This window comes from Pseudomonas sp. CHM02, assembly GCF_000612585.1.
Taxonomy (GTDB): domain Bacteria; phylum Pseudomonadota; class Gammaproteobacteria; order Pseudomonadales; family Pseudomonadaceae; genus Aquipseudomonas.
Genome location: NZ_JFCA01000021.1, coordinates 11,917 through 31,741, shown reverse-complemented (window position 1 = coordinate 31,741; position 19,825 = coordinate 11,917). Strand labels below are relative to the sequence as shown.

The 19,825-nt window shown below is 61.4% G+C and carries 12 protein-coding genes and 2 pseudogenes; 6 read left to right on the top strand and 8 right to left on the bottom strand.

Features of this window, described 5'->3' with window-relative positions; translation table 11 throughout:
• Positions 1-95 precede the first annotated feature (95 nt).
• Positions 96-4,298 (bottom strand): AvrE-family type 3 secretion system effector, encoded by a 4,203-nt coding sequence (locus tag BM70_RS0113665; RefSeq protein ID WP_256220904.1) that lies wholly within the window; start codon positions 4,296-4,298, stop codon positions 96-98.
• Positions 4,299-4,575: 277 nt separating this feature from the next.
• Between BM70_RS0113665 and ggt the strand changes: the two genes are divergently transcribed.
• Positions 4,576-6,405: a gamma-glutamyltransferase gene (ggt, locus tag BM70_RS0113660; RefSeq protein ID WP_051556760.1), complete on the top strand. Its 1,830-nt coding sequence runs from the start codon at positions 4,576-4,578 to the stop codon at positions 6,403-6,405.
• Positions 6,406-6,432: 27 nt separating this feature from the next.
• Positions 6,433-7,158 (top strand): peptidoglycan editing factor PgeF, encoded by a 726-nt coding sequence (gene pgeF / locus BM70_RS0113655; RefSeq protein WP_025856518.1) that lies wholly within the window; start codon positions 6,433-6,435, stop codon positions 7,156-7,158.
• Here pgeF and ddlA read toward each other — a convergent pair.
• Together ddlA and BM70_RS0113645 are read right to left on the bottom strand one after the other, a co-directional pair.
• Entirely contained in the window at positions 7,148-8,242 is a 1,095-nt protein-coding gene (gene ddlA / locus BM70_RS0113650; RefSeq protein WP_025856517.1) for a D-alanine--D-alanine ligase, read from the bottom strand. The genes pgeF and ddlA overlap by 11 nt on opposite strands.
• A 44-nt stretch (positions 8,243-8,286) precedes the next feature.
• On the bottom strand, positions 8,287-8,925 hold the full coding sequence (locus tag BM70_RS0113645) for a LysE family transporter (protein WP_025856516.1): 639 nt from the start codon (positions 8,923-8,925) through the stop codon (positions 8,287-8,289).
• A 142-nt stretch (positions 8,926-9,067) separates the two neighbouring features.
• Between BM70_RS0113645 and BM70_RS0113640 the strand changes: the two genes are divergently transcribed.
• Complete coding sequence (locus tag BM70_RS0113640; RefSeq protein ID WP_025856515.1) at positions 9,068-9,889, top strand: AraC family transcriptional regulator; 822 nt, start codon at positions 9,068-9,070, stop codon at positions 9,887-9,889.
• A gap of 170 nt (positions 9,890-10,059) precedes the next feature.
• Here the strand turns inward: BM70_RS0113640 and BM70_RS0113635 are convergent, their stop codons facing one another.
• From BM70_RS0113635 to BM70_RS0113625, 4 genes and pseudogenes are all read right to left on the bottom strand, one after another.
• Positions 10,060-10,638 carry a flavin reductase family protein gene (locus tag BM70_RS0113635; RefSeq protein ID WP_025856514.1) on the bottom strand — a complete coding sequence of 193 codons (579 nt, stop codon included), beginning with the start codon at positions 10,636-10,638 and terminating at the stop codon, positions 10,060-10,062.
• Between the two features lie 53 nt (positions 10,639-10,691).
• Positions 10,692-11,123 (bottom strand): annotated as a pseudogene (locus BM70_RS33940) (methyl-accepting chemotaxis protein); the annotation flags it as partial.
• A gap of 108 nt (positions 11,124-11,231) precedes the next feature.
• Positions 11,232-11,918, bottom strand: a pseudogene (locus BM70_RS33935) (PAS domain-containing protein); the annotation flags it as partial.
• 196 nt (positions 11,919-12,114) lie between these two features.
• Positions 12,115-12,447 carry a DUF2790 domain-containing protein gene (locus tag BM70_RS0113625; RefSeq protein WP_025856512.1) on the bottom strand — a complete coding sequence of 111 codons (333 nt, stop codon included), beginning with the start codon at positions 12,445-12,447 and terminating at the stop codon, positions 12,115-12,117.
• Between the two features lie 226 nt (positions 12,448-12,673).
• Between BM70_RS0113625 and BM70_RS0113620 the strand changes: the two genes are divergently transcribed.
• The 3 genes from BM70_RS0113620 to BM70_RS0113610 all read left to right on the top strand — a co-directional run bounded on the left by BM70_RS0113620 (position 12,674) and on the right by BM70_RS0113610 (position 16,394).
• Positions 12,674-13,993 (top strand): OprD family porin, encoded by a 1,320-nt coding sequence (locus BM70_RS0113620; RefSeq protein WP_025856511.1) that lies wholly within the window; start codon positions 12,674-12,676, stop codon positions 13,991-13,993.
• A gap of 344 nt (positions 13,994-14,337) precedes the next feature.
• Positions 14,338-15,012, top strand: a complete 675-nt coding sequence (locus BM70_RS0113615; protein WP_025856510.1) for a heavy metal response regulator transcription factor — start codon at positions 14,338-14,340, stop codon at positions 15,010-15,012.
• The gene (locus tag BM70_RS0113610) at positions 15,009-16,394 is read left to right on the top strand and encodes a heavy metal sensor histidine kinase (RefSeq protein WP_025856509.1); all 1,386 of its coding nucleotides are present in this window, start codon (positions 15,009-15,011) and stop codon (positions 16,392-16,394) included. The genes BM70_RS0113615 and BM70_RS0113610 overlap by 4 nt, the downstream gene beginning before the upstream one ends.
• Before the next feature lie 287 nt (positions 16,395-16,681).
• Here the strand turns inward: BM70_RS0113610 and BM70_RS0113605 are convergent, their stop codons facing one another.
• On the bottom strand, positions 16,682-19,822 hold the full coding sequence (locus tag BM70_RS0113605) for a CusA/CzcA family heavy metal efflux RND transporter (RefSeq protein WP_025856508.1): 3,141 nt from the start codon (positions 19,820-19,822) through the stop codon (positions 16,682-16,684).
• Positions 19,823-19,825 lie beyond the last annotated feature (3 nt).

Here is a 19,825-nt window from a genome sequence, read left to right as displayed (position 1 = left end):
TGTTCGCTGGTTGTCGTTGTACCACCAAGTACTAAAAACGGCTTACCGAAAGGTAGGCCGTTTTTTTTATGCCTGGAGAAAATCGCCGAGACGAATCAGGACGTAGGCCGGTGTTGTGCCCGCACGCGCAGGTCTGCCAGGTCAATGGTCAGGTCGTGGCTCGGCAGGCTGCCCAGCGTATCGTTCAAGTTCATTCGCAACGGCTTATCGGCATCCATTCCGTATTCAAGGTCGGCATTGACGCGCTTATGGGTGTGACTCAGCGTGGCGCTGCTGGAAAAGCTGAGGTTCGTCATGGCCGGTATCGACATGCCATGGGACTGGGTGGCGGTGTAGCTCAAACTCATGTTTTTCACACGCAGGTTGTGACGATCACTCAGTGCCTGCCTGATCAATGGCTCGGTACTTTCCCCGCCAAGATGGCGACGCTCTATCGCGCGCAGGACCTGCGGCTTGAGCTCCATGCCGAGCCTCACTGAGGTGCCCTCGCCGTGCTGCAACTGATCGAACACCTGGGCAAACTGCGGGTCGTCCTTCAGCCACTGTTCAATGGCCACTTTGTTGGCCGGCGCCACATCATCCAGCCAGGCATGACGGCCATCGTCCCGTAACCCGACGCGCGTGACGGAGGACTCGACCGATGCCAGTTGGCGAAGCCCGTTTTTCGCCAGGTCCTGTTGGGTCATCAACGTATCCAGCGCCTGGCGGATGGCATGGTACGCATCCGGCTTTGTCGCCAGGGGCGGATGCATCGCGAGAAACTGCTGCAATGTGCCCACCTGTTGATCCGGCGTGGATCCCGACAGTTCGGTGGCAGCGAGATCACGCCTGAACGCCGGCGAATAAAGCGACACGGCGCGCTTGAGGTCATCGACCTGCGACTGAGTGACCGGTTGCGGATGCTTGAAGGAAAAACTGAAGGCCTGGGATTCTCCCCGATCAAACTTCACCATGACCGAAAGCTCCGGCAACGCAAACGCCGCCATACTCGGCCCGCCGCTTTCGCCCCTGCCCAACGCCAACGCGCTGAGCGGCACGATAGTGGCGCCCACACCGCCCTGCCTGAGTAACTGCACGCTGCCTGCAGTGCCTTGGCTGGTGCCTGTTGCAGTGCGCGTGGTGGACTGGCTCTTGTCCCCATGTGCGAGATTGAGGTTGCCCGTCACACCGATTCCGGCGCGGATCACTGCGTCCAGCTCGGCGATGTTTTCCTGCGGGCTGTACATCAGGCGCAATTGCGCGAGTGCATCCAGATTGATGTCGCCACTGAGCTTCGAGCTCTTGCCGGCAGCGTGCCCGTCACCCAGCGCCAGCAAGTCGTAGACGCTACCGTTCTCGCCGGTCAGGATCGACATCATCCTGCCGAAATCGGCCTCCTTCACGTCGAAGCCGATGCTCGAGCCGGTATTTTTCGCAACCGCGGCAGTCAGCTCAGCAGCGACCCTCAAGCCTGGTCCCAGCGCCCCCGGCCCTCGCCCCAGCGTCATGCCAGAGCCTAGCGAGCCGGCCAGTCGCCGCATGTCGTCTGTGCTGATCTCAACCCGCGCGCCGTTGTCGGTACGGCTGATACTCACGCTGTGGGTATGGGACCTGGAAGCGCCCAAAAAGAACTCCACGGGGGCGATGGGTTTTATCTCCGTCACCATCAACTCCAGGCTTTTGCCCTGGGTTCGGCTGGGCGCCAGGGTCTGGCCACTCCCCAGTCGCTGTACCTGCTGCGTCATGGCCTCCTTGATGGAAGCATCGGCGGGCAGCCCCAGCAGGCCCGAAAGATGCCAATGAAGGGCCGAACCTGGTGTTCCAAGGTCCTTGGCCAACAGTTTGAAGTTGCCATACAACGATTCCGCCTGGTCGTAACTGGCGATGCCCTGGCTGGCCAACGTGTGCACAGGACTGTCTTTGAACGCCTGCATGATGCCCTGCAAAGACGTTTCTATGCGCGCCAGCGTATTTGGGTTTTGGCCTGACGTACCGTCGAGCGCCTGAGCCAGATCCGTCAATTGCTTGAGCGTGATCGCATGGTGAATCAGGTCGCCCTCGATAAGTGCCGAGGGGTGGCGAGGATCGCGCTTGCGCTCGGGCTTCCAAGCGGGGAGCACCAGGTCCTGCACCTCCAGGTTGGCCAACAGTGCAGCCGTCGGCTTCTGCGCCGAGGGCGAGACTTTTTTGAACACCTCATACAGTTGATGCAGCGTCGAACCAGGGTTGATCGCTGCCCTGCTCAATGTCGGCCGAGGGTCGAACGCTATCCCGTGCACCTCTCCCAGGCGGCGTGCACGTGACTGGCTGCTGTCTTCTACTTCGGTCAGCGCTTGGCGAATCTGCCCGGCCAACACCTGTCGTGGCCCAGGCTCGTTCAGGACAGTGAGCCGAGCCTGCAGATCAGCAGGAATCGGCTTGCTTTGTGCGAGAGGCTTGAGCTGTTCATGCAGTCGCTTGTCGTCTGCATAAACCCCCTCCAACCCACGGCGCCCCTTGAAGGTGTGCTGAATATCCCTTCCCATTTGGCCAAGGGATTCCAAGGGATGAAAATGTGCTTTGATCCCTTGGAAAAAATCGCGCTTGAGCGGTACCCCCTCACGGGATTGCCCCATGACATTGCTGCCGACGGACAGCGCGCTTGCGGGTAACGGTGTGCGTACCTGCATGCCCGCCAACTGATCGGCCAGTGACGGTACGTGAGTCGTCGATTGCACAGGGCCCCACGCCAGTGCACTGGCGCAGGCATTATCCAGTCGATGGAACTGTTTATCCCAGCCGCCAATCAGGTGCTGATCGGCGCCCATGCGCAAGGACGCCAAGGGTTGGCGATCCGGCAATTCAACCTTGCTCCAGCTGTGCACGCTCCCTGGGGCGTCTTGCCAGGCATCGCGATCCACCCTGAACAATTCGCCGCCCCGCGTGTGTGCATAAAGATTGCCCGCGTGATCCAGGGCGAGTGTTTTTATGTCGATCAAGGGCAAGAGTTGCAACGGCCTGGCGCCCACCTCCTGATGGACCTGAAGCTGGTTACGCTGATCGACCGTCACGAAATTGCGGCCGTCAGCTACTGCGAATCCAGTAACGCGCCGGTGGCCATCCCCGGCCAGCACCTCGCCAAGAGACACGTGCGGGTGCGGCGCGGGAAGCGCGGCCAGATCATGACTGGCGCCTTCAATCAGCGGGTCACGCACCTGACTGATAGCCACGGCCTTCAATTGCCCGTCTTGCAGCACATAAGCGCGGCCATCCAGTCCGCGCTCCAGGTGTTCGACACCAGGTTGCGCAGCATCTTCCCAGCGTTGCGCAGCGCCATCCCACGTCAACAGATTGCCCGCATCCAGTGCAACCTTGCCCCGTTGCCCGAGATCGATCGCCGACGCCAGCGCCTGCACGCTGGGCAGAGGCAGGCCTTTCTCGATGCCCTTGACTAGCACGTCGCTGAGGTTCCACTGCGGACGAAGAACGTTTGCGTCCCCCAAGGGCACACTGTGCAATTGCTGGCGTGCGTCGCGAACCTGGGCATTGAGTTGCCCCGTGTCATCATGGAAGAACCCCTCCACGCTGATGGCCCCCTTCAACGCTCGCTCCAGCGAATCGACCGATTGCAGGACCATCGGCAGCGCTTGATCCCCCGCCGTACGCAGGTCTGCCCATGCCAGCTCACCGTCCGTGGTAGCGCCGTACACGATATTTCCCGACAACCCGATACGCGTAAGCTGCACAGGCGAACCCGCTTCGTCGATCGGGTGCACGACCTGCGTGCCAACACCCTGAATATGCACGACAGATCCCTCCTGGACCTGACTCAGCAAGACTGTCGTGCGCCCTTGCACACTGCTGTCGGCGAACCCCTTGGGCGTTTTCAACAATTGCCCTTCCTTCGTCAGGCCAATGCGGCTGAAAGCACGGGTATCCGCGTCGGGCGTCCAGGACAGTGCGAGGGGTTCAAAGCGAAACAGTCGCCCGCGCTCGAGGCGAAACTGCTGGCCCTCCAACGTCGTTTGAACACCGCTGACGCTCCCTATATGCGCACGTCCAGGGCTGGCGACCACATCAGGAAGGCTGCTTTTGAACACCGCCACGACAGCCGGCGTGGACTGAATATGAAACAGGTAGTGACGCTCATCCTTCATCCGCAGCGTGTAGGTGTCGGCTGCAGCAGGACCATCGGTGACATAGTGTTTATTCGGTTGGTTGAGATGACGGGCGATGTCACGCCCTGCCAGTGTTGTATCGGCGTGCACTTTGCCATCGCTGAGACGGACATCGAACTGCATCGAGGTCGGTTGCAGCGTTTGATTGTGGGTCAACGACACGGGCGGCAACCGTGGCAGGGTATTGCGCGGCGGGAGCTTCTGGCTCCAGTCCGTCAACCATTTGCTACGGTCGTGCTGTAACGTCGATAGCGGGTCTGGTCCTTTGTACATGGCAATGCCCCCTGAACGAATCAATCATTGCTGTCTAGTGGGCAACTGCTGTTTTTGGTTCCACACCTGCTTCATCACGACGGCGACTTCATGTCCGCAGCCCTACCCGCAAGGCATGTTTTCCCTGTAAAAAGCAGTACTTCAAGGACAACAGATCATTCTCAAAATGAACGGAGTTCAGCCCGTGTTTTCGATTTCCCGCCGTCAACTGTCAGTACTTGCCGCAACCCTCGCCCTGGCTGCCTGCAACACGTCTGTCAACGAGCAGCCCCCCGCACCGGAGCTGGGTTCGGGTTATCGCACCGACCTCACCCCCCAACATGCCGAGCGCCACATGGCTGCCGCCGCCAACCCATTGGCGGCCGAGGCCGGGCGCGAGATGTTGCGCATGGGTGGGTCGGCGATCGACGCGGCGGTTGCGATGCAGGCCGTGCTGACCCTGGTAGAGCCGCAATCCTCCGGCATCGGCGGAGGCGCGTTCATCATGCTGTGGGATGGGGAAAACGTGCACGCCTATGACGGCCGTGAAACCGCCCCGGCCGGGACCACCGAGCGCTTGTTCCTGAAGGCCAACGGCAAGCCGATGGCGTTTCCCGAGGCGCAGATAGGTGGGCGTTCAGTCGGCACACCGGGCGTACTGCGAGCGCTCGAGATGGCACACAGGAAGACCGGCCACCTGCAATGGGCCAAGCTGTTCGAGCCGGCGATCCGGTTGGCGGAACAGGGCTTCGCGATTTCTCCACGCCTGCACAGCCTGATCGCGGCTGACCGCTACATCCAGCAGTCGCCAGACATGGCGGCGTACTTCCTCAACGCAGATGGCACACCGAAAGCCACCGGCACGGTGTTGAAAAACCCGGCGCTGGCCAACGTGTTCAAACGCATTGCCAAAGAAGGGCCCGACGCGCTGTACCACGGGCCGATTGCCGAGGAAATCGCAAGCAAGGTACAGGGGAATCGCAACGCAGGCAGCCTGTCCCTGGCGGACCTGAAAGGCTACACCGCCAAGGAACGCATGCCGCTGTGCACCGACTACAAGCAATGGAAAGTCTGTGGCATGCCGCCGCCGTCGTCAGGCGGTATCGCCATCGCGCAGATCCTGGGGACCTTGCAAGCACTGGAGGCACGCGATCCGCACCTCGCGATCGCACCGATGCAACCACTGAAAAGCTCATCGCCCGCCGGCCTTGAGCCAACGCCCGACGCCGTGCACCTGCTGGCCGAAGCCGGGCGCCTGGCCTTCGCCGATCGCGGCCTGTACGTCGCCGACGCCGACTTTATCCCCGTGCCGGTTGCCGGCCTCATCGCACCGGACTACCTGGCCAAGCGCGCCGCGCTGATCGGCGAACGCAGCATGGGCATCGCCAAGCCGGGCGTGCCTGCGGGCATCCAGGTCGCGTATGCGCCGGACCGCTCGCCGCTGCGCATCTCCACCTCGCAAGTGGTGGCCGTGGATGACCTGGGAGGCGCCGTGTCGATGACCACCACGGTGGAAGCCGCATTTGGCTCCCATGTGATGGTCCAGGGTTTCTTGCTCAACAACCAGATGACCGACTTCTCGTTTATCCCTGAAGAAAATGGTCAACCCGTGGCCAATCGCGTCGAGCCTGGCAAACGCCCGCGTTCGGCCATGGCGCCCACGCTGGTATTCGACCGCAAGAGCGGCGAGTTGCTGGCCACCGTGGGTTCACCTGGCGGCTCACAGATCATCGAGTACGTGAGCAAGTCCCTGGTGGCGATGCTCGACTGGAAACTCGACCCGCAAGCCGCCATCAACCTACCCAACTTCGGCAGTCGCAATGGCGCCACCGAGCTGGAAACCGGTATGTTCAGCCCCTCGCTGAAACAGGCGCTCAAGGACAAGGGCCATGCACTGAGCGAGATCGATATGACCAGCGGCATCCAGGCCATCGTGCGCACGCGGGATGCCCAGGGCAAAGTGTCGCTGAGCGGCGGCGCCGACCCTCGGCGCGAAGGCGAAGCGGTCGGCGACTGAACACCTCAATCAACGGAGATAGCGCTCGTGCAACAGGCAGATAATCTCGGCGCCATCCCTGGCGTCGACCACGGTTTTTGTTCGATCAATGATCCGCAGCGCCCGGCAGACGTATTCATCTGCAAGCAAGTGCACAGTGCGTCAGTGATTGAATGGCAAGCGGGCCAAGTGAGCAATACGGTCGAGGCTGACGGGGTGTGCACGGGTGAGCATCACCCCATCGCGGTGATCACCGCCGATTGCCTGCCCATCCTGATTGCCTCGAAAAACGCTGAGAAAGTAGCTGCCGTGCACGGCGGTTGGAAAGGGCTGCAAGCCGGGATTGTGGCGAATGCGATACAGCGTTTTGCCGCTGAAGGGATTGCCATCGACCAGTTGCGGATAGCGATCGGCCCCTCGATCAAGCCGTGCTGCTATGAAGTGAGCGGGGAGTTCATCACCCGGTTTCAAGCTGACCAGGGCCACTTGTGGCGCGACGGCCAGGCGCCGTGGAGCCATGTGCAACCGGCGTCGCTGCTGCGCCCCGACATTGCCCCGCCCGATGCGAGGCAAACGGGAAGCGCCTGGTTTGACTTGAGCGGCTTTGGGGTGCTCTTGCTGCAAGCGGCGGGCGTTCGGCGCGAGCAGATCGAGGTGAGTGAGGTGTGCACTTACTGCACCTCCCCCACCTTTGCCAGCTACCGCCGCAGGACGCATTACCCGGAGGAGATGAAGACGTTGATCTATTCGTGGATTGCTCGCATCACCGGCTGATTTTCAACCCCTTGCGCCCCGCATGCCGCTCCAGCGCCAGCTCGATCAAGCGGCTCACCAGCTCGCTGTAGCTCATGCCCGCTGCCTGCCACAGCTTGGGGTACATGCTGATACGGGTGAAGCCGGGCAACGAGTTGATTTCGTTGATCAGCACTTCGCCGTCGTCGGTAAGGAACACGTCGACCCGCGCCAGACCGGAACAGCCCAGCACCTCGAACGCCTCGATGGCCAACCCGCGAATGCGCTCGCTGGCCGCATGGCTTATAGCAGCCGGCACCACCACCTGGGCGGCCTGGTCGTCGATGTATTTGCTGTCGTAGGAATAGAAGCCGCTGCTCACCACGATCTCGCCACAACCGCTGGCAATCGGATTCTCATTGCCCAGCACGGCGCATTCGATTTCGCGGCCCTTTACCGCAGACTCCACCAAGACCTTTTCATCAAAACCCAGGGCCAGTTCGACGGCAGCGAGGTATTCGGCTTCGTTGCCGACTTTGCTCACGCCCACCGAAGAGCCCTGGTTGGCCGGTTTGACGAACATCGGCAGGCCGAGTTTGTTCACCGCCGTATCAAAGGCGGTACGTGCGGCATTGCTACGGGTCAGGGTGATGAACGGGGTCACGGCAATACCAGCATCGCGCAGCAGGCGCTTGCTGATGTCCTTGTCCATGCACACTGCCGAACCAAGCACGTCGGAACCGACAAAAGGCAGGTCAGCCATGCGCAACAGGCCTTGCAGGCAGCCGTCTTCGCCAAGGGTGCCGTGGACGATGGGGAAGATGACATCGACATGTTCCAGCAGGCCGGCGCCTGAGGTTTCCACCAGTTGCTGGCTGGCCTTGCCGGGCACCACGGCCAGTTCGCGGTTGGACTGGTTGAGGGCGATCAGGGCCGGGTTTTCCTGGTTGAGCAGGAAATTCGAGGTGTCATTGAGGTGCCAGTGGCCGGCCTTGTCGATGCCGATCAGCACCGGTTCGAAACGTGAACGATCCAGCGCATCGACGATATTGCGCGCCGACTGCAACGAGACTTCATGCTCCGCCGAACGGCCACCAAAAATAATACCTACCCGCACCTTGCTCATGACCCGGCCTCACTGTTGAACGTATGGTTTCTTACCACGGGCCGTCAGCGGTTCGCCACCAGATGTGCACCGAACAGTACGTAGCAGCCCCCCGCAAAGCGGTCGAGCCACTTGCGCGAACGGCTGTAGAGATTGGCCATGCGCTCGCTGGAAAACACCAGGGCCACGCTGGAATACCAACTGAACGATAAGGTGGCCATGGTGATCACCGCCAGGGTCAGCAGCATCGGCGACGGAGAGGGCGGCATGGTGGACGCGAAGATCGTGGCGACAAACAAGGCCGCCTTGGGGTTGGACAAGTTACCCAGCAACCCCAGGCGCCAGGCAGAAAACAACGAGCGCCGGGCTTCATCCGGCAACACGTTCTGGCCCATGCTCGGCGCCGAGCGCTTGAACAGTTTCAACCCGAGGTAAATCAGGTAGCAGCCGCCAATGATCTTGAACGCCAGGTACAGCATCGGCGCCGCCGTAAACAGCGACTTGATGCCCAGGCCACCCGCCAGCCCCCACATGACCGTGCCCGTGGCCACACCGACTGACGCCACCACGCCATGCCGACGCGAACAGCTGGCAGCCAATTGCGCCGTGTTGAAAAAGTTGGGGCCAGGCGTCACCACCGCCACCGTCCACAGCAGGGCCAGCGAAACCAGGGGCGCCACGTAGGCGGGACTGAAAAATTCCATGAGGGGCAGCTCCATCAGCACAAGTCACGAACGGCGATCATAGGCCTCGACCCTGCCCTGCACAATCGTACAAGACCCCGGCAGACAAGGAATGCAGACTGGGTTAACGTGTTTCCATCTCTATTTTTCGTGACAAGTCACCATGGGCAAACCCACCGCCACCCTCGACTGGCTGCACCGCGCGCCGCATGCCAGTGGCCTGGACCGTATCGAGGCGTACTTTGCCGGCTTTGCCTTCGACCCGCATCGCCATGACACCTATGCCATCGGCCGCACCTTGACTGGCGTGCAGAGCTTTCATTATCGCGGCGACATGATCCACAGCGTGCCCGGCACGACCATGGTGCTTCACCCCGATGAAACCCATGACGGCCATGCCGGCAGCGACGAGGGCTTCAAATACCGGATGATTTACGTCGAGCCGGCGCTGATCCAGCAAATCCTCGGCGGCCGGCCGTTGCCGTTTATCCCCAATGGTTTATCCACCGACCCACGGCTGTTCCGCGCCAGCGAAGTGCTGCTGCAGAACCTGGATAACCCCATCGACCCGCTGCAGGAACAGGACGCCCTGTTCGAACTGGCCCACGCCCTCAACAACGTCTCCGGCGGGATCGTCAGCCGCAAGACCTTCGATTACGTCGCCGCCGAGCGCGCCCGGGAGTTTATCCACAGCGCCTTGGGCCGCAGCATCACCCTGGATGAAATGGCCGACCACGCCGGTCGCGATCGCTGGGCCCTGTCGCGGGATTTTCGCTTGCTGTTCGGCACCAGCCCCTACCGCTACCTGACCATGCGCCGCCTGGACCTGGTGCGCAGCCTGCTGGCCCAGGGCCAATCGCTGGTGGACGCCGCGTTGACCGCCGGTTTTACCGACCAGAGCCACATGACCCGGCAATTTCGCAGCACCTACGGCATGCCGCCATCGCGCTGGGTGAAGATGTCAGACCGCTTCCAGGCCCGCTGACCCGCATATCGCTGGTTTATCCGCTCGCCCAAGCTGATGGCCTTCGCCGAAGCCCTGAGCCAGGCGAAATGGTAACCCTGTAGGAGCCGGCTTGCCGGCGATGCGGCCAATGAAAGGTACGTTGAACGTTAGGACGCCATCGCCGGCAAGCCGGCACCTACAAGGGCCTGTCAGGGCAGGGTTTTGCCGATGATGGGCTGGCCGATCGTGAGGAAGTTCCCGCCCGCCACATGGTGCAGGGTGCGCAGTTCATCGTGCCCTTCGAAGTGCCAGTGACCGTCGCTGAAGACGCGCTCGTCGGCATAGGCCGCGACCACTTCACCCAGAAACAGATCGTAGGTCTGCTGGTTGTGAGGCTCGGGCAGCAGGCGACACTCCAGCCAGGCCACGCAGCCTTCCAGCAACGGCGCTTCGGTGTGTTCGCCGTTGAAGACCTGCAGGCCGTAGGTGGCGAATTTGTCAGTCTCGGAACCTGTGATGTTGCCCACCGTTTGCACAAGGTCGGCCTGGGCTGCACAAGGCACCTGGAGTACAAAGGTACCGGCGCCTTCCAGCAGTTGTCGGGTCCAGGTGGCTTTGTCCAACACCACCGCGACCTTGGGCGGTTCGAAATCCAGCGGCATGGCCCAGGCAGCGGCCATGATATTGCGCTGGCCATTGTGCGCGGCGCTCACCAGCACGGTGGGGCCGTGGTTGAGCAAGCGGTAGGCCTTGGACAGCGGAACGGCGCGACGGTGGGTAGGGCTCATGGAAGGTCGACTCTTCGTGCAAGAAAGAACCTACGATACCTGAAGCCCTACGCTCAACTCGACAGTTGGTTGGCGAACTGGCCCACCGCGCTGACCACTTTCTGGGCGCCGTCCTGGATTTCCACGATCACCGTGCCCGCTTCGGCGGCCAGCGCCAGGCCTTGCTCGGCTTGCAGGCGGCCGTCGGTCATCAGGGTCACCGCATCGCGGGCCATGTCCTGGTTCTGACGCACCACGCCGACAATTTCTTCGGTCGCCTTGCTGGTCCGCGATGCCAACTGCCGCACTTCATCGGCCACCACGGCAAAACCACGGCCCTGCTCGCCGGCGCGCGCCGCTTCGATGGCGGCGTTGAGCGCCAGCAGGTTGGTCTGCTCGGCAATGCCGCTGATGGTCTTGACGATGGAGCCGATCACCTGGGATTGCGCGTTCAGCGCCTCGATGCCTTCGCCGGCCTGCTGCATGTGCTTGGCCAGGTCGCGCATCACATCCACGGCCTGGGTCACGACCGTCGTACCGCGCTGGGCACTGTTGTCGGTTTGCAGCGAGGTGCTGTAGGCAATGTTGGCCGCCTCGGCGACCGCCTGTTCCTGATTGACCTGGTCAGTGATCACCGTGGCGAACTTGACCACTTTGTACAGCCGGTCGGTGGCATCCAGCACCGGGTTGTACGTAGCTTCCAGCCACACCAGACGGCCATGGCTGTCCACCCGCTTGAAGCGTGCCGCGACGAACTCACCGGCGTTCAGGCGCTTCCAGAAGTCCTGGTACTCGGTGCTGTTGTATTCCTCCGGCTCACAGAACATGCGGTGATGTTTGCCCTGGATCTGCGCCAGGCTGTAACCCATGCCGCTGAGGAACCGATCGTTCGCGGTCAGCACGTGGCCACCGAGGTCGAACTCGATCACTGCCGTGGAACGCACCAGCGCGGTGATCAGGTTTTCATGCTCGCGGGAGGCCTCGATGGTGCGGGTGAGGTCGCTGGAATAAATCGAAAAATGCTTGATGTGCCCCTCGGAACTGCGCACCGGCTGCACAATCGAGCGCAACCAGGCTTCCTGGCCATTGCCGCGCATCAGGCGCACGGTGCCCGCGAAGTGTTCGCCACGTACCAGGGCGTTCCTGAAGCGCTGCTGGAATTCATCCTTGCGCACATGGGCCGGCACCAGGTCTTCGATCGGGCGCCCCAGCAGCTGGCCGTTCTGATACGCCAGTTCCTGCAGGAAGTTGGCGTTTGCCCATTCAACCCGGCCCTCGGGATCCAGCGTCAGGCACAGCATTTCGCTTTCCAGGCTCTCCTTGACCTGCTGCAGGCTGGACAATTCTTCGCGAAGAGCCGACAGCTCCTGCTTCAAGCGGGTGTTGAACATGAGGCACCGATGGTCAAATGATGGAGATGGATCTGACCTGCATCGGCGCTCCCGGCGTTTTCTTAAGAGGGCTTTAGCCCCGCGCTCAACTATATTTTTGGATCCATTAACTGCCATTGTTCCGGCACACGCCCATCACTTGGTATTCAAGGGTATTGAGCTTGCCGCTGGAATCTTCATAGGTCATGCGCGACGGCACCGGGTTGCACGCGCGGATCGGTGGGGTGACGTTGACCACCTTGACGATGTCGAGCTTCATGCCATAGCGATAAGCCCGTACCTCGGGCGCCGGCTTGCCGTTCTTGGCGGCGTAGTCGGCCATGGCTTTTTCATTGCGTTCCATCATCAGCGCGAACGTACGATCGCCCCCGCCTTCGGCCAACGCACCGAAAGACAACATGGCCGTTAACACACCCAGACCGATGGTATAAAACTTCATGGTTAGTTCCTCGACTGAAAAGTTCAGTGCCGAGATTAACCAACGGACCCTGACGCCATCTTCACCAGAACATTACTTATTTGTTAGATAACAGTGAGTTTCCAGAATTGTAATCTTCGTGCCACTTCTTCGTTATCCACGGTTTGCAACTATCAGCCCGGGCCAAATCAATAAGAACGCCCACTCTCATAAGAAGCTGATAACTGCCATTACCAAGGAGCGAACCATGCGTATTCGTCACTACAGCCTTCCCCTGTCACTCTGTGCCGCGTTGCCGCTGGCCGCAGCGGCCGTGGAAGACACACCGCAAGGCTTTATCGAAGGCAGCAGCCTCAACGTGCTGGCACGTAACTTTTACTTCAACCGCGATGATCGCAAGGGCCAGTCCAGCCCTACCGGCAACGGCTATTCAGAGGCATGGGCGCAGGGGTTGATCGGCAAATTCGAATCCGGCTTTACCCAAGGCACCGTGGGTTTTGGCCTGGATGCGTTCGCGATGGTCGGCGTGAAACTCGACTCGGGCACCGGTCGCAGTGGCGGCAAGGGTTCGTTCGGCATGCTGCCGGTGGACAGCGAAAACCACCCCGAGGACAACTACAGCAAATTCGGCGGCGCCGCGAAATTGCGTGTGCTGGACACCGTGGTCAAGGCCGGTGACGTATTCCCGCTGAACCCGGTGGTGGCTTACGGCGATTCGCGCGTCTTGCCGGAAAGCTTTCGTGGCGTGACCGCACAAAACACCAGCCTCGAGGGCCTGACCCTGCAAGGCGGACGCTTGAGCGGCATGAGCCAACCCACCCAGAGTGGCATGAACAAGGGCTTCGCGACCTTTTATGCAGGCCAGGTTGACTCGCCCTGGATCGGCTATTTCGGCGGCGATTACACTGTAAACAAACACCTCAGCGTCAGCCTCTACGGCAGCCGCTTGAAGGATGCCTGGGACCAGTACTACTTCGGCACCGCCGCCAGCTATCCGCTGGGTGAGGACGTTTCGCTGTTCGGCGACTTCAACTACTACAAAGCCGTGGACGAAGGTAAAAAACGCCTGGGTGAATTCGACAACAACATCTGGAGCGCCAGGCTCGGTGTAAAGGTCGGCGCCCACAGCCTGGCCGTATCGCACCAACGTAACAACGGCGATGACGACTTCGATTACCTGCGCCAATCGGACTCGATCTTCCTCAACAACTCGATCCAGTACAGCGACTTCAACTCGCCCAAGGAGCGCTCATGGATGGTGCGCTACGACCTGGACATGCAGGCGTTCGGCATCCCCGGCCTGTCGTTCATGACCCGCTACGGCAAAGGCACCGGCGCCGACTACAGCAACGCCAACGCGGTGTACATGCGCCGCGATGCGGCAGGCGACCCACTCACCGATCAACGCCGCTGGGAGCGGGATATCGAGGCCAAGTATGTGGTGCAGGGCGGAAACTTGAAGGATTTATCGCTGCGACTTCGCCAGGCAACGGTGCGCTCAAGTGCATTCGAGTCGGACCTCGAAGAAGTTCGGCTAATTGTCGAGTACCCACTCGCCGTGCTCTAAGGCATCGCACTTACATTCACTTGCCGATGGCCTACATCTGTTCACACGTTGAAGTCTGTCAGAACTGTAATATCGGCCTCACCTTCGCGTTAAGTTGCACTTTTTACACTGCACATCGAACACATCTCATCTCTGCGGCTTTTGTGTAGCTCCTTTGGAACAGAGATGAATTTTTACGCCCCCACCGGGGCGTTTTTTTTGTGCGCGGGCTCAGTGACGAATCGTCGCACCCGCCTGACTTGCCTTGACCCTAAAGCTACTTCACGGTTCAGAGTTTTCCTACAGCGTACTCAGCCTCGCTATGAGGCCATGCCCTTTTTCGTTTTCTTTGAAGGTAACCCCCCATGCGTATCCTTGTGGTTGAGGACGAGCAGAAAACCGCCGACTACCTGCAGCAAGGCCTGACCGAAAGCGGTTATGTCGTCGATTGCGCAGCCAGCGGCATTGATGGCCTGCACCTGGCACGGCAACACAGCTACGAATTGGTAATCCTCGATGTCAACTTGCCCAACACCGACGGTTGGGAAGTGCTGGAACAACTGCGTCGCGACGGCAACCAGCGCGTGATGATGCTGACCGCGCGCGGCCGACTGGCCGACAAGATCAAGGGCCTGGACATGGGCGCCGATGACTACCTGGTCAAACCCTTCGAGTTTCCCGAGCTGTTGGCCCGAGTGCGCACCCTGCTGCGGCGCAGCGAGCACATCCCGGTGCCGGAGGTGCTACGCGTCTCGGACCTGGAGCTGGACCCGCGCCGACATCGCGCCTATCGCGGCAACCGCCGCATCGACCTCACCACCAAGGAGTTCGCCCTGCTGCATGTACTCATGCGCCAGGCCGGAGAGGTGATGACCCGCACGCAGATCATCTCGCTGGTGTGGGACATGAACTTCGACTGCGACACGAATGTGGTGGAAGTCTCCATCAGCCGCCTGCGCGGCAAGGTCGATGACCAGAGCGAGGTGAAGTTGATCCACACCATACGCGGCGTGGGTTATGTGCTGGAGGCGCGCACATGAGGACCAGCAGCCTGTCGATGCGCCTGGGGTTGACCGTCAGCCTGATGGGCGCCGGGCTGGTCGTGCTGTTGGCGACCCTGGCTTACCTGGCCCTGACCCACGAGCTGGACAAGCTGGCGCGCAAGGGCCTGGAAAACAAGATGGAGCAACTGGAGCACAGCCTTGGCCAGGGCCTCGACGCTCACGACATCACCAGTCGCCCCCACTCACTACTGGACCTGGTGATGGGCCACGACAACATCTACCTGACCATCATCGGCGCACGCCCCGATGCGCCCGTGTTGCTGAGTGTCGGCGCCAAACCGCAGCAGCCATTGCTGCTCGACGTGCCCGCAAGCAAAACCCTGGCCTATTTGAATTGGGTCGATGGCCTGGGCAATCGCATCCTCAGCGCCACGCGCCTGATGTCATTGCAAAAGGGCGAGAACGTGCGCGTGCTGCTGTCGCTGGATCGCTCCGATGATGAAGCGCTACTCAGTGCCTACCTGCGCTCCACGGTCATCGCCTTGCCGATGCTGCTGATCCTGATCGGCATGGGCGCCTGGTGGCTGGTGCAACGCGGGCTCGCGCCCTTGCAGCAGTTCAGTCGCGTGGCGGCCAAAGTCAGCACCCAGGACCTGACCCATCGCCTGTCCCTGGACAACCTGCCCCAGGAGCTGGGCGAATTGGCCCAGGGCATCAATTTCATGCTGCACCGCCTCGACGCCGGGGTGCAGCAACTGTCGCAGTTCTCCGACGACCTGGCCCACGAACTGCGTGCACCGTTGACCAACCTGATGGGCAAGGCCCAGGTGACCCTGTCTCGCGAACGGCCCTCGGAGGAATACAAGGCCGGCCTGGAATCCTGTACCGAGGAAATGGAGCGCCTGTCGCGGATTGTCTCCGACATGTTGTTCCTGGCCCAGGTCAGCCACCCGGCGGCGCGGGCCGGGTTTGCCCCGGTGTCGCTGGCGCAGGAAGCGCAGCGGGTGATGGAACTGTTCGCCCTGAGTGCCGAGGACAAGCACATCACCCTGAGCCTGCGCGGCGACGCCTGGGTGACGGGTGACCGCTTGATGATCCAGCGCGCCATTTCCAACCTGCTGTCCAATGCGATTCGCCATACCCCCAGCGCTTCCAGTGTGATGCTGCTGGTGGAAAGCTATGACCAGAAAGTATCGCTGTCGGTCGGCAATCCGGGGCGCGGCATCGAGGCCCATCACCTGCCGCACCTGTTCGAACGTTTCTATCGCGCCGACAGCAGCCGCACCCGCGCTGAAGGCGGCACCGGCCTGGGGCTGGCGATTGTGCAGTCGATCATGCACCTGCATCAGGGGCACGCCGACGTCAGCAGCCAGCCGGGCCGCTTCACGCGGTTCAGCCTGGTGTTTCCTCTTCCTTGAACAAGCCGTGTTTCAGTAAGCAAGCTTGATGTGGTGAGCAGGATTGATGTGGTGAGCGGGGCGGCTTCGCCACCCAACGCAGGACAAGCCTGCTCACCACAACGATCACACCTCAGGTGTTTGCTCTTCCTTGCGTGAGCAGGATTGATGTGGTGAGTGGGCTTGCCCCGCGCCGGGCTGCGGAGCAGCCCCATCACGAACAGCATGTCTCCTCAAATAGAAATGCGGTGCCTGGTTTTGGGGCGGCTTCGCCACCCAACGCAGGACAAGCCTGCTCACCACAACGATCACACCTCAGGTGTTTGCTCTTCCTTGCGATGCGCCCACTGATACAGCGCCGGCAGCACCAGCAGGGTCAGCAACGTCGAGGAAATGATCCCGCCGATCACCACCGTCGCCAGCGGCCGCTGCACTTCGGCGCCGGTGCCGGTGGCAAGCGCCATAGGAATAAACCCAAGCGACGCCACCAACGCCGTCATCAGCACCGGGCGCAGCCGCGTCAGTGCGCCTTCGTGGATGGCCACCGACAACGAGCGCCCTTCTTCGCGCAAATTACGGATGAAGGCGATCATCACCAGGCCGTTCAGCACCGCCACGCCGGACAAGGCAATAAAGCCCACGCCGGCCGAGATCGACAACGGAATATCCCTCAGCCACAGCGCCATGATCCCACCGGTCAAAGCGAACGGAATGCCGGTAAATACCAGCAAGCCGTCCTTGAGGTTGTTGAACATCATGAACAGCAAGCCGAACACCAGCAGCAACGCAACCGGCACCACGATGCGCAGCCGGTCGGACGCCTCCTTCAATTGTTCGAACTGGCCGCCCCACGTGGTCCAGTAACCCGCCGGCACGTTCACCTGAGCGATGAGCGCCGCCTCGGCGTCCTCCACGAATGAGCCGATATCCCGCCCACGCACGTTGGCACTGACGATCACCAGGCGCTTGCCGTTTTCACGGCTGATCTGGTTCGGGCCGAGTACCAGGTCCAGGCTGGCGACCTGGGACAGGGCAATAAAGCCCAACTGGCCAGATGCATTACCCGGCACCGGAATCAACAGCCGCGACAGCCCGTCGATATCGGTACGCAGCGCGTCGGACAAACGCACGACCATGTCAAAGCGCCGATCACCTTCGTACAAGGTACCGGCCTGGCGCCCTCCGACGGCGACGGCAATGGTGTCCTGCACATCGCCCACATTCAGGCCAAAGCGCGCGGCCTTGTCGCGGTCGATATTGATGGTCAGCACCGGCAGCCCGGACGTTTGTTCAACCTTGACTTCCGAGGCGCCGTCGAGTTTTTGCAGGGTCTCGGCGATTTCCGCGGCGGTCTTGTTGAGCACATCCATGTCATCGCCGAATACCTTCACCGCGACGTCGCTGCGGACCCCGGAAATCAACTCGTTGAAACGCAGTTGGATCGGTTGCGACAACTCGTACGCGCTGCCCGGCACAATCGCACTGGCGCGCTGGATGTCGGCGATGAGTGTCTCGCGGGACTTGCTCGGATCGGGCCATTGGTCCTTGGGCTTGAGCATCACGTAGCTGTCGGAAATGTTCGGCGGCATCGGGTCGGAGGCAATTTCCGCGGTGCCGGTACGCGCAAACACCCGCTCGATTTCCGGCACCTGGGCCATCAAGGTTTTTTCCAGTTGCTGCTGCATCTGCACCGATTGCGTCAGGCTGGTGCCTGGCACGCGCAAGGCCTGCTGGGCAAAGTCGCCTTCACTGAGGCTGGGGATAAATTCGCTGCCCATGCGGCTGGCGACAGCGCCCGAAGCGACGATGGCCAATACGGCCAGGCCGAATACCAGCGGACGACGCGCCATCACCCAATCGAGCACCGGCGCATAGACCCGGCGCGCACCGCGCATGACGAAGTTTTCCTCTTCCTTGACCTTGCCCGTGACGAACAGCGCAATCGCCGCCGGCACGAAGGTCACCGACAGAATCATCGCGCCCAACAGGGCGATCACCACGGTAAACGCCATCGGGTGGAACATTTTCCCGGCCACACCGGTGAGGGCAAAGATCGGCAGGTACACCACCATGATGATCAGTTGCCCGAAGATCAGCGCCCGTCGCGCTTCCTTGGCCGCCGCAAACACTTCATGCAGGCGTTCGCTGCGGGTCAGCAGGCGACCATGGCGCTGTTGTGCATGGGCCAGGCGGCGGATGGCGTTCTCGACGATCACCACCGCGCCGTCGACGATAATGCCGAAGTCCAGCGCGCCGAGGCTCATCAGGTTGGCGCTGACCTTGTTGGTGAACATCCCGGTAAACGTGAACAGCATCGCCAGCGGAATCACCATCGCGGTAATCAGCGCGGCGCGGATATTACCGAGGAACAGGAACAGCACCGCCACCACCAGCAGTGCACCTTCGAAGAGGTTTTTCTTCACGGTGGCGATGGCTTTCTCGACCAGGTTGGTGCGGTCGTAGACGGTGACCGCAACGACGCCTTCGGGCAGCGACCGGTTGATCTCTTCGAGCTTTTTCGCCACGGCCTGGGACACGCTGCGGCTGTTTTCGCCGATCAACATGAACACCGTGCCCAGCACCACTTCGCGGCCATTTTCCGTGGCGGCACCGGTACGCATCTCACGGCCGATCTCGACCTGAGCCACATTGCGCACGCGAATCGGCGTGCCGTCCGAACTGGTGATGACGATATTGGCGATGTCGTCAATCGAGGCCAATTGCCCCGGCGCCCGGATCAGCAATTGCTCGCCGCTGCGCTCGATATAGCCAGCGCCGACATTGGCGTTGTTACGCTCAAGCGCCGTGACCAGGTCATTCAAGGTCAGGTTGTAGGCGGCCAGGCGCTTGGGGTCGGGCGCAATCTGGTATTCCTTGGCAAAGCCGCCGATGGTGTTGATCTCGGCCACGCCGGGCACATTGCGCAGTTGCGGCTTGATGATCCAGTCCTGGATCACCCGCAGATCGGTCGGAGTGTAGGGCGTACCGTCGTCCTTGAGCGCGCCGTCCTTGGCCTCCACGGTCCATAGGAAAATTTCCCCGAGGCCGGTGGAAATCGGCCCCATGGCGGTTTCGATACCGGCGGGCAATTGCTCGCGGGCCACCTGCAGGCGCTCGTTGACCAGTTGGCGGGCGAAAAACAGGTCGGTGCCGTCCTTGAAAATCACCGTCACCTGAGACAAACCGGAACGCGACAGCGAACGGGTCTGCTGCAAACCGGGCAAGCCGGCCATGGCGGTTTCGATGGGAAAGGTGATGCGCTGCTCGGTTTCCAGCGGCGAAAACCCGGCCGCGGCCGAGTTGATCTGCACCTGCACGTTGGTGATATCGGGCACCGCGTCGATGGGCAACTTCTGGTAGCTGGCGATGCCAACACCGGCCATCAGCAGCACCGCCAGCAGCACGATGATGCGCTGCTCGATGGCAAATTGGATAAGGCGCTCAAACATGGG

Coding starts and splice junctions, on each gene's coding strand:
- ggt (WP_051556760.1), top strand. CDS start 4,576: ATGAACGGAGTTCAGCCCGTGTTTTCGATTTCCCGCCGTCAACTGTCA.
- ddlA (WP_025856517.1), bottom strand. CDS start 8,242: ATGAGCAAGGTGCGGGTAGGTATTATTTTTGGTGGCCGTTCGGCGGAG.
- BM70_RS0113645 (WP_025856516.1), bottom strand. CDS start 8,925: ATGGAATTTTTCAGTCCCGCCTACGTGGCGCCCCTGGTTTCGCTGGCC.
- BM70_RS0113640 (WP_025856515.1), top strand. CDS start 9,068: ATGGGCAAACCCACCGCCACCCTCGACTGGCTGCACCGCGCGCCGCAT.
- BM70_RS0113635 (WP_025856514.1), bottom strand. CDS start 10,638: ATGAGCCCTACCCACCGTCGCGCCGTTCCGCTGTCCAAGGCCTACCGC.
- BM70_RS0113625 (WP_025856512.1), bottom strand. CDS start 12,447: ATGAAGTTTTATACCATCGGTCTGGGTGTGTTAACGGCCATGTTGTCT.
- BM70_RS0113620 (WP_025856511.1), top strand. CDS start 12,674: ATGCGTATTCGTCACTACAGCCTTCCCCTGTCACTCTGTGCCGCGTTG.
- BM70_RS0113615 (WP_025856510.1), top strand. CDS start 14,338: ATGCGTATCCTTGTGGTTGAGGACGAGCAGAAAACCGCCGACTACCTG.
- BM70_RS0113610 (WP_025856509.1), top strand. CDS start 15,009: ATGAGGACCAGCAGCCTGTCGATGCGCCTGGGGTTGACCGTCAGCCTG.
- BM70_RS0113605 (WP_025856508.1), bottom strand. CDS start 19,822: ATGTTTGAGCGCCTTATCCAATTTGCCATCGAGCAGCGCATCATCGTG.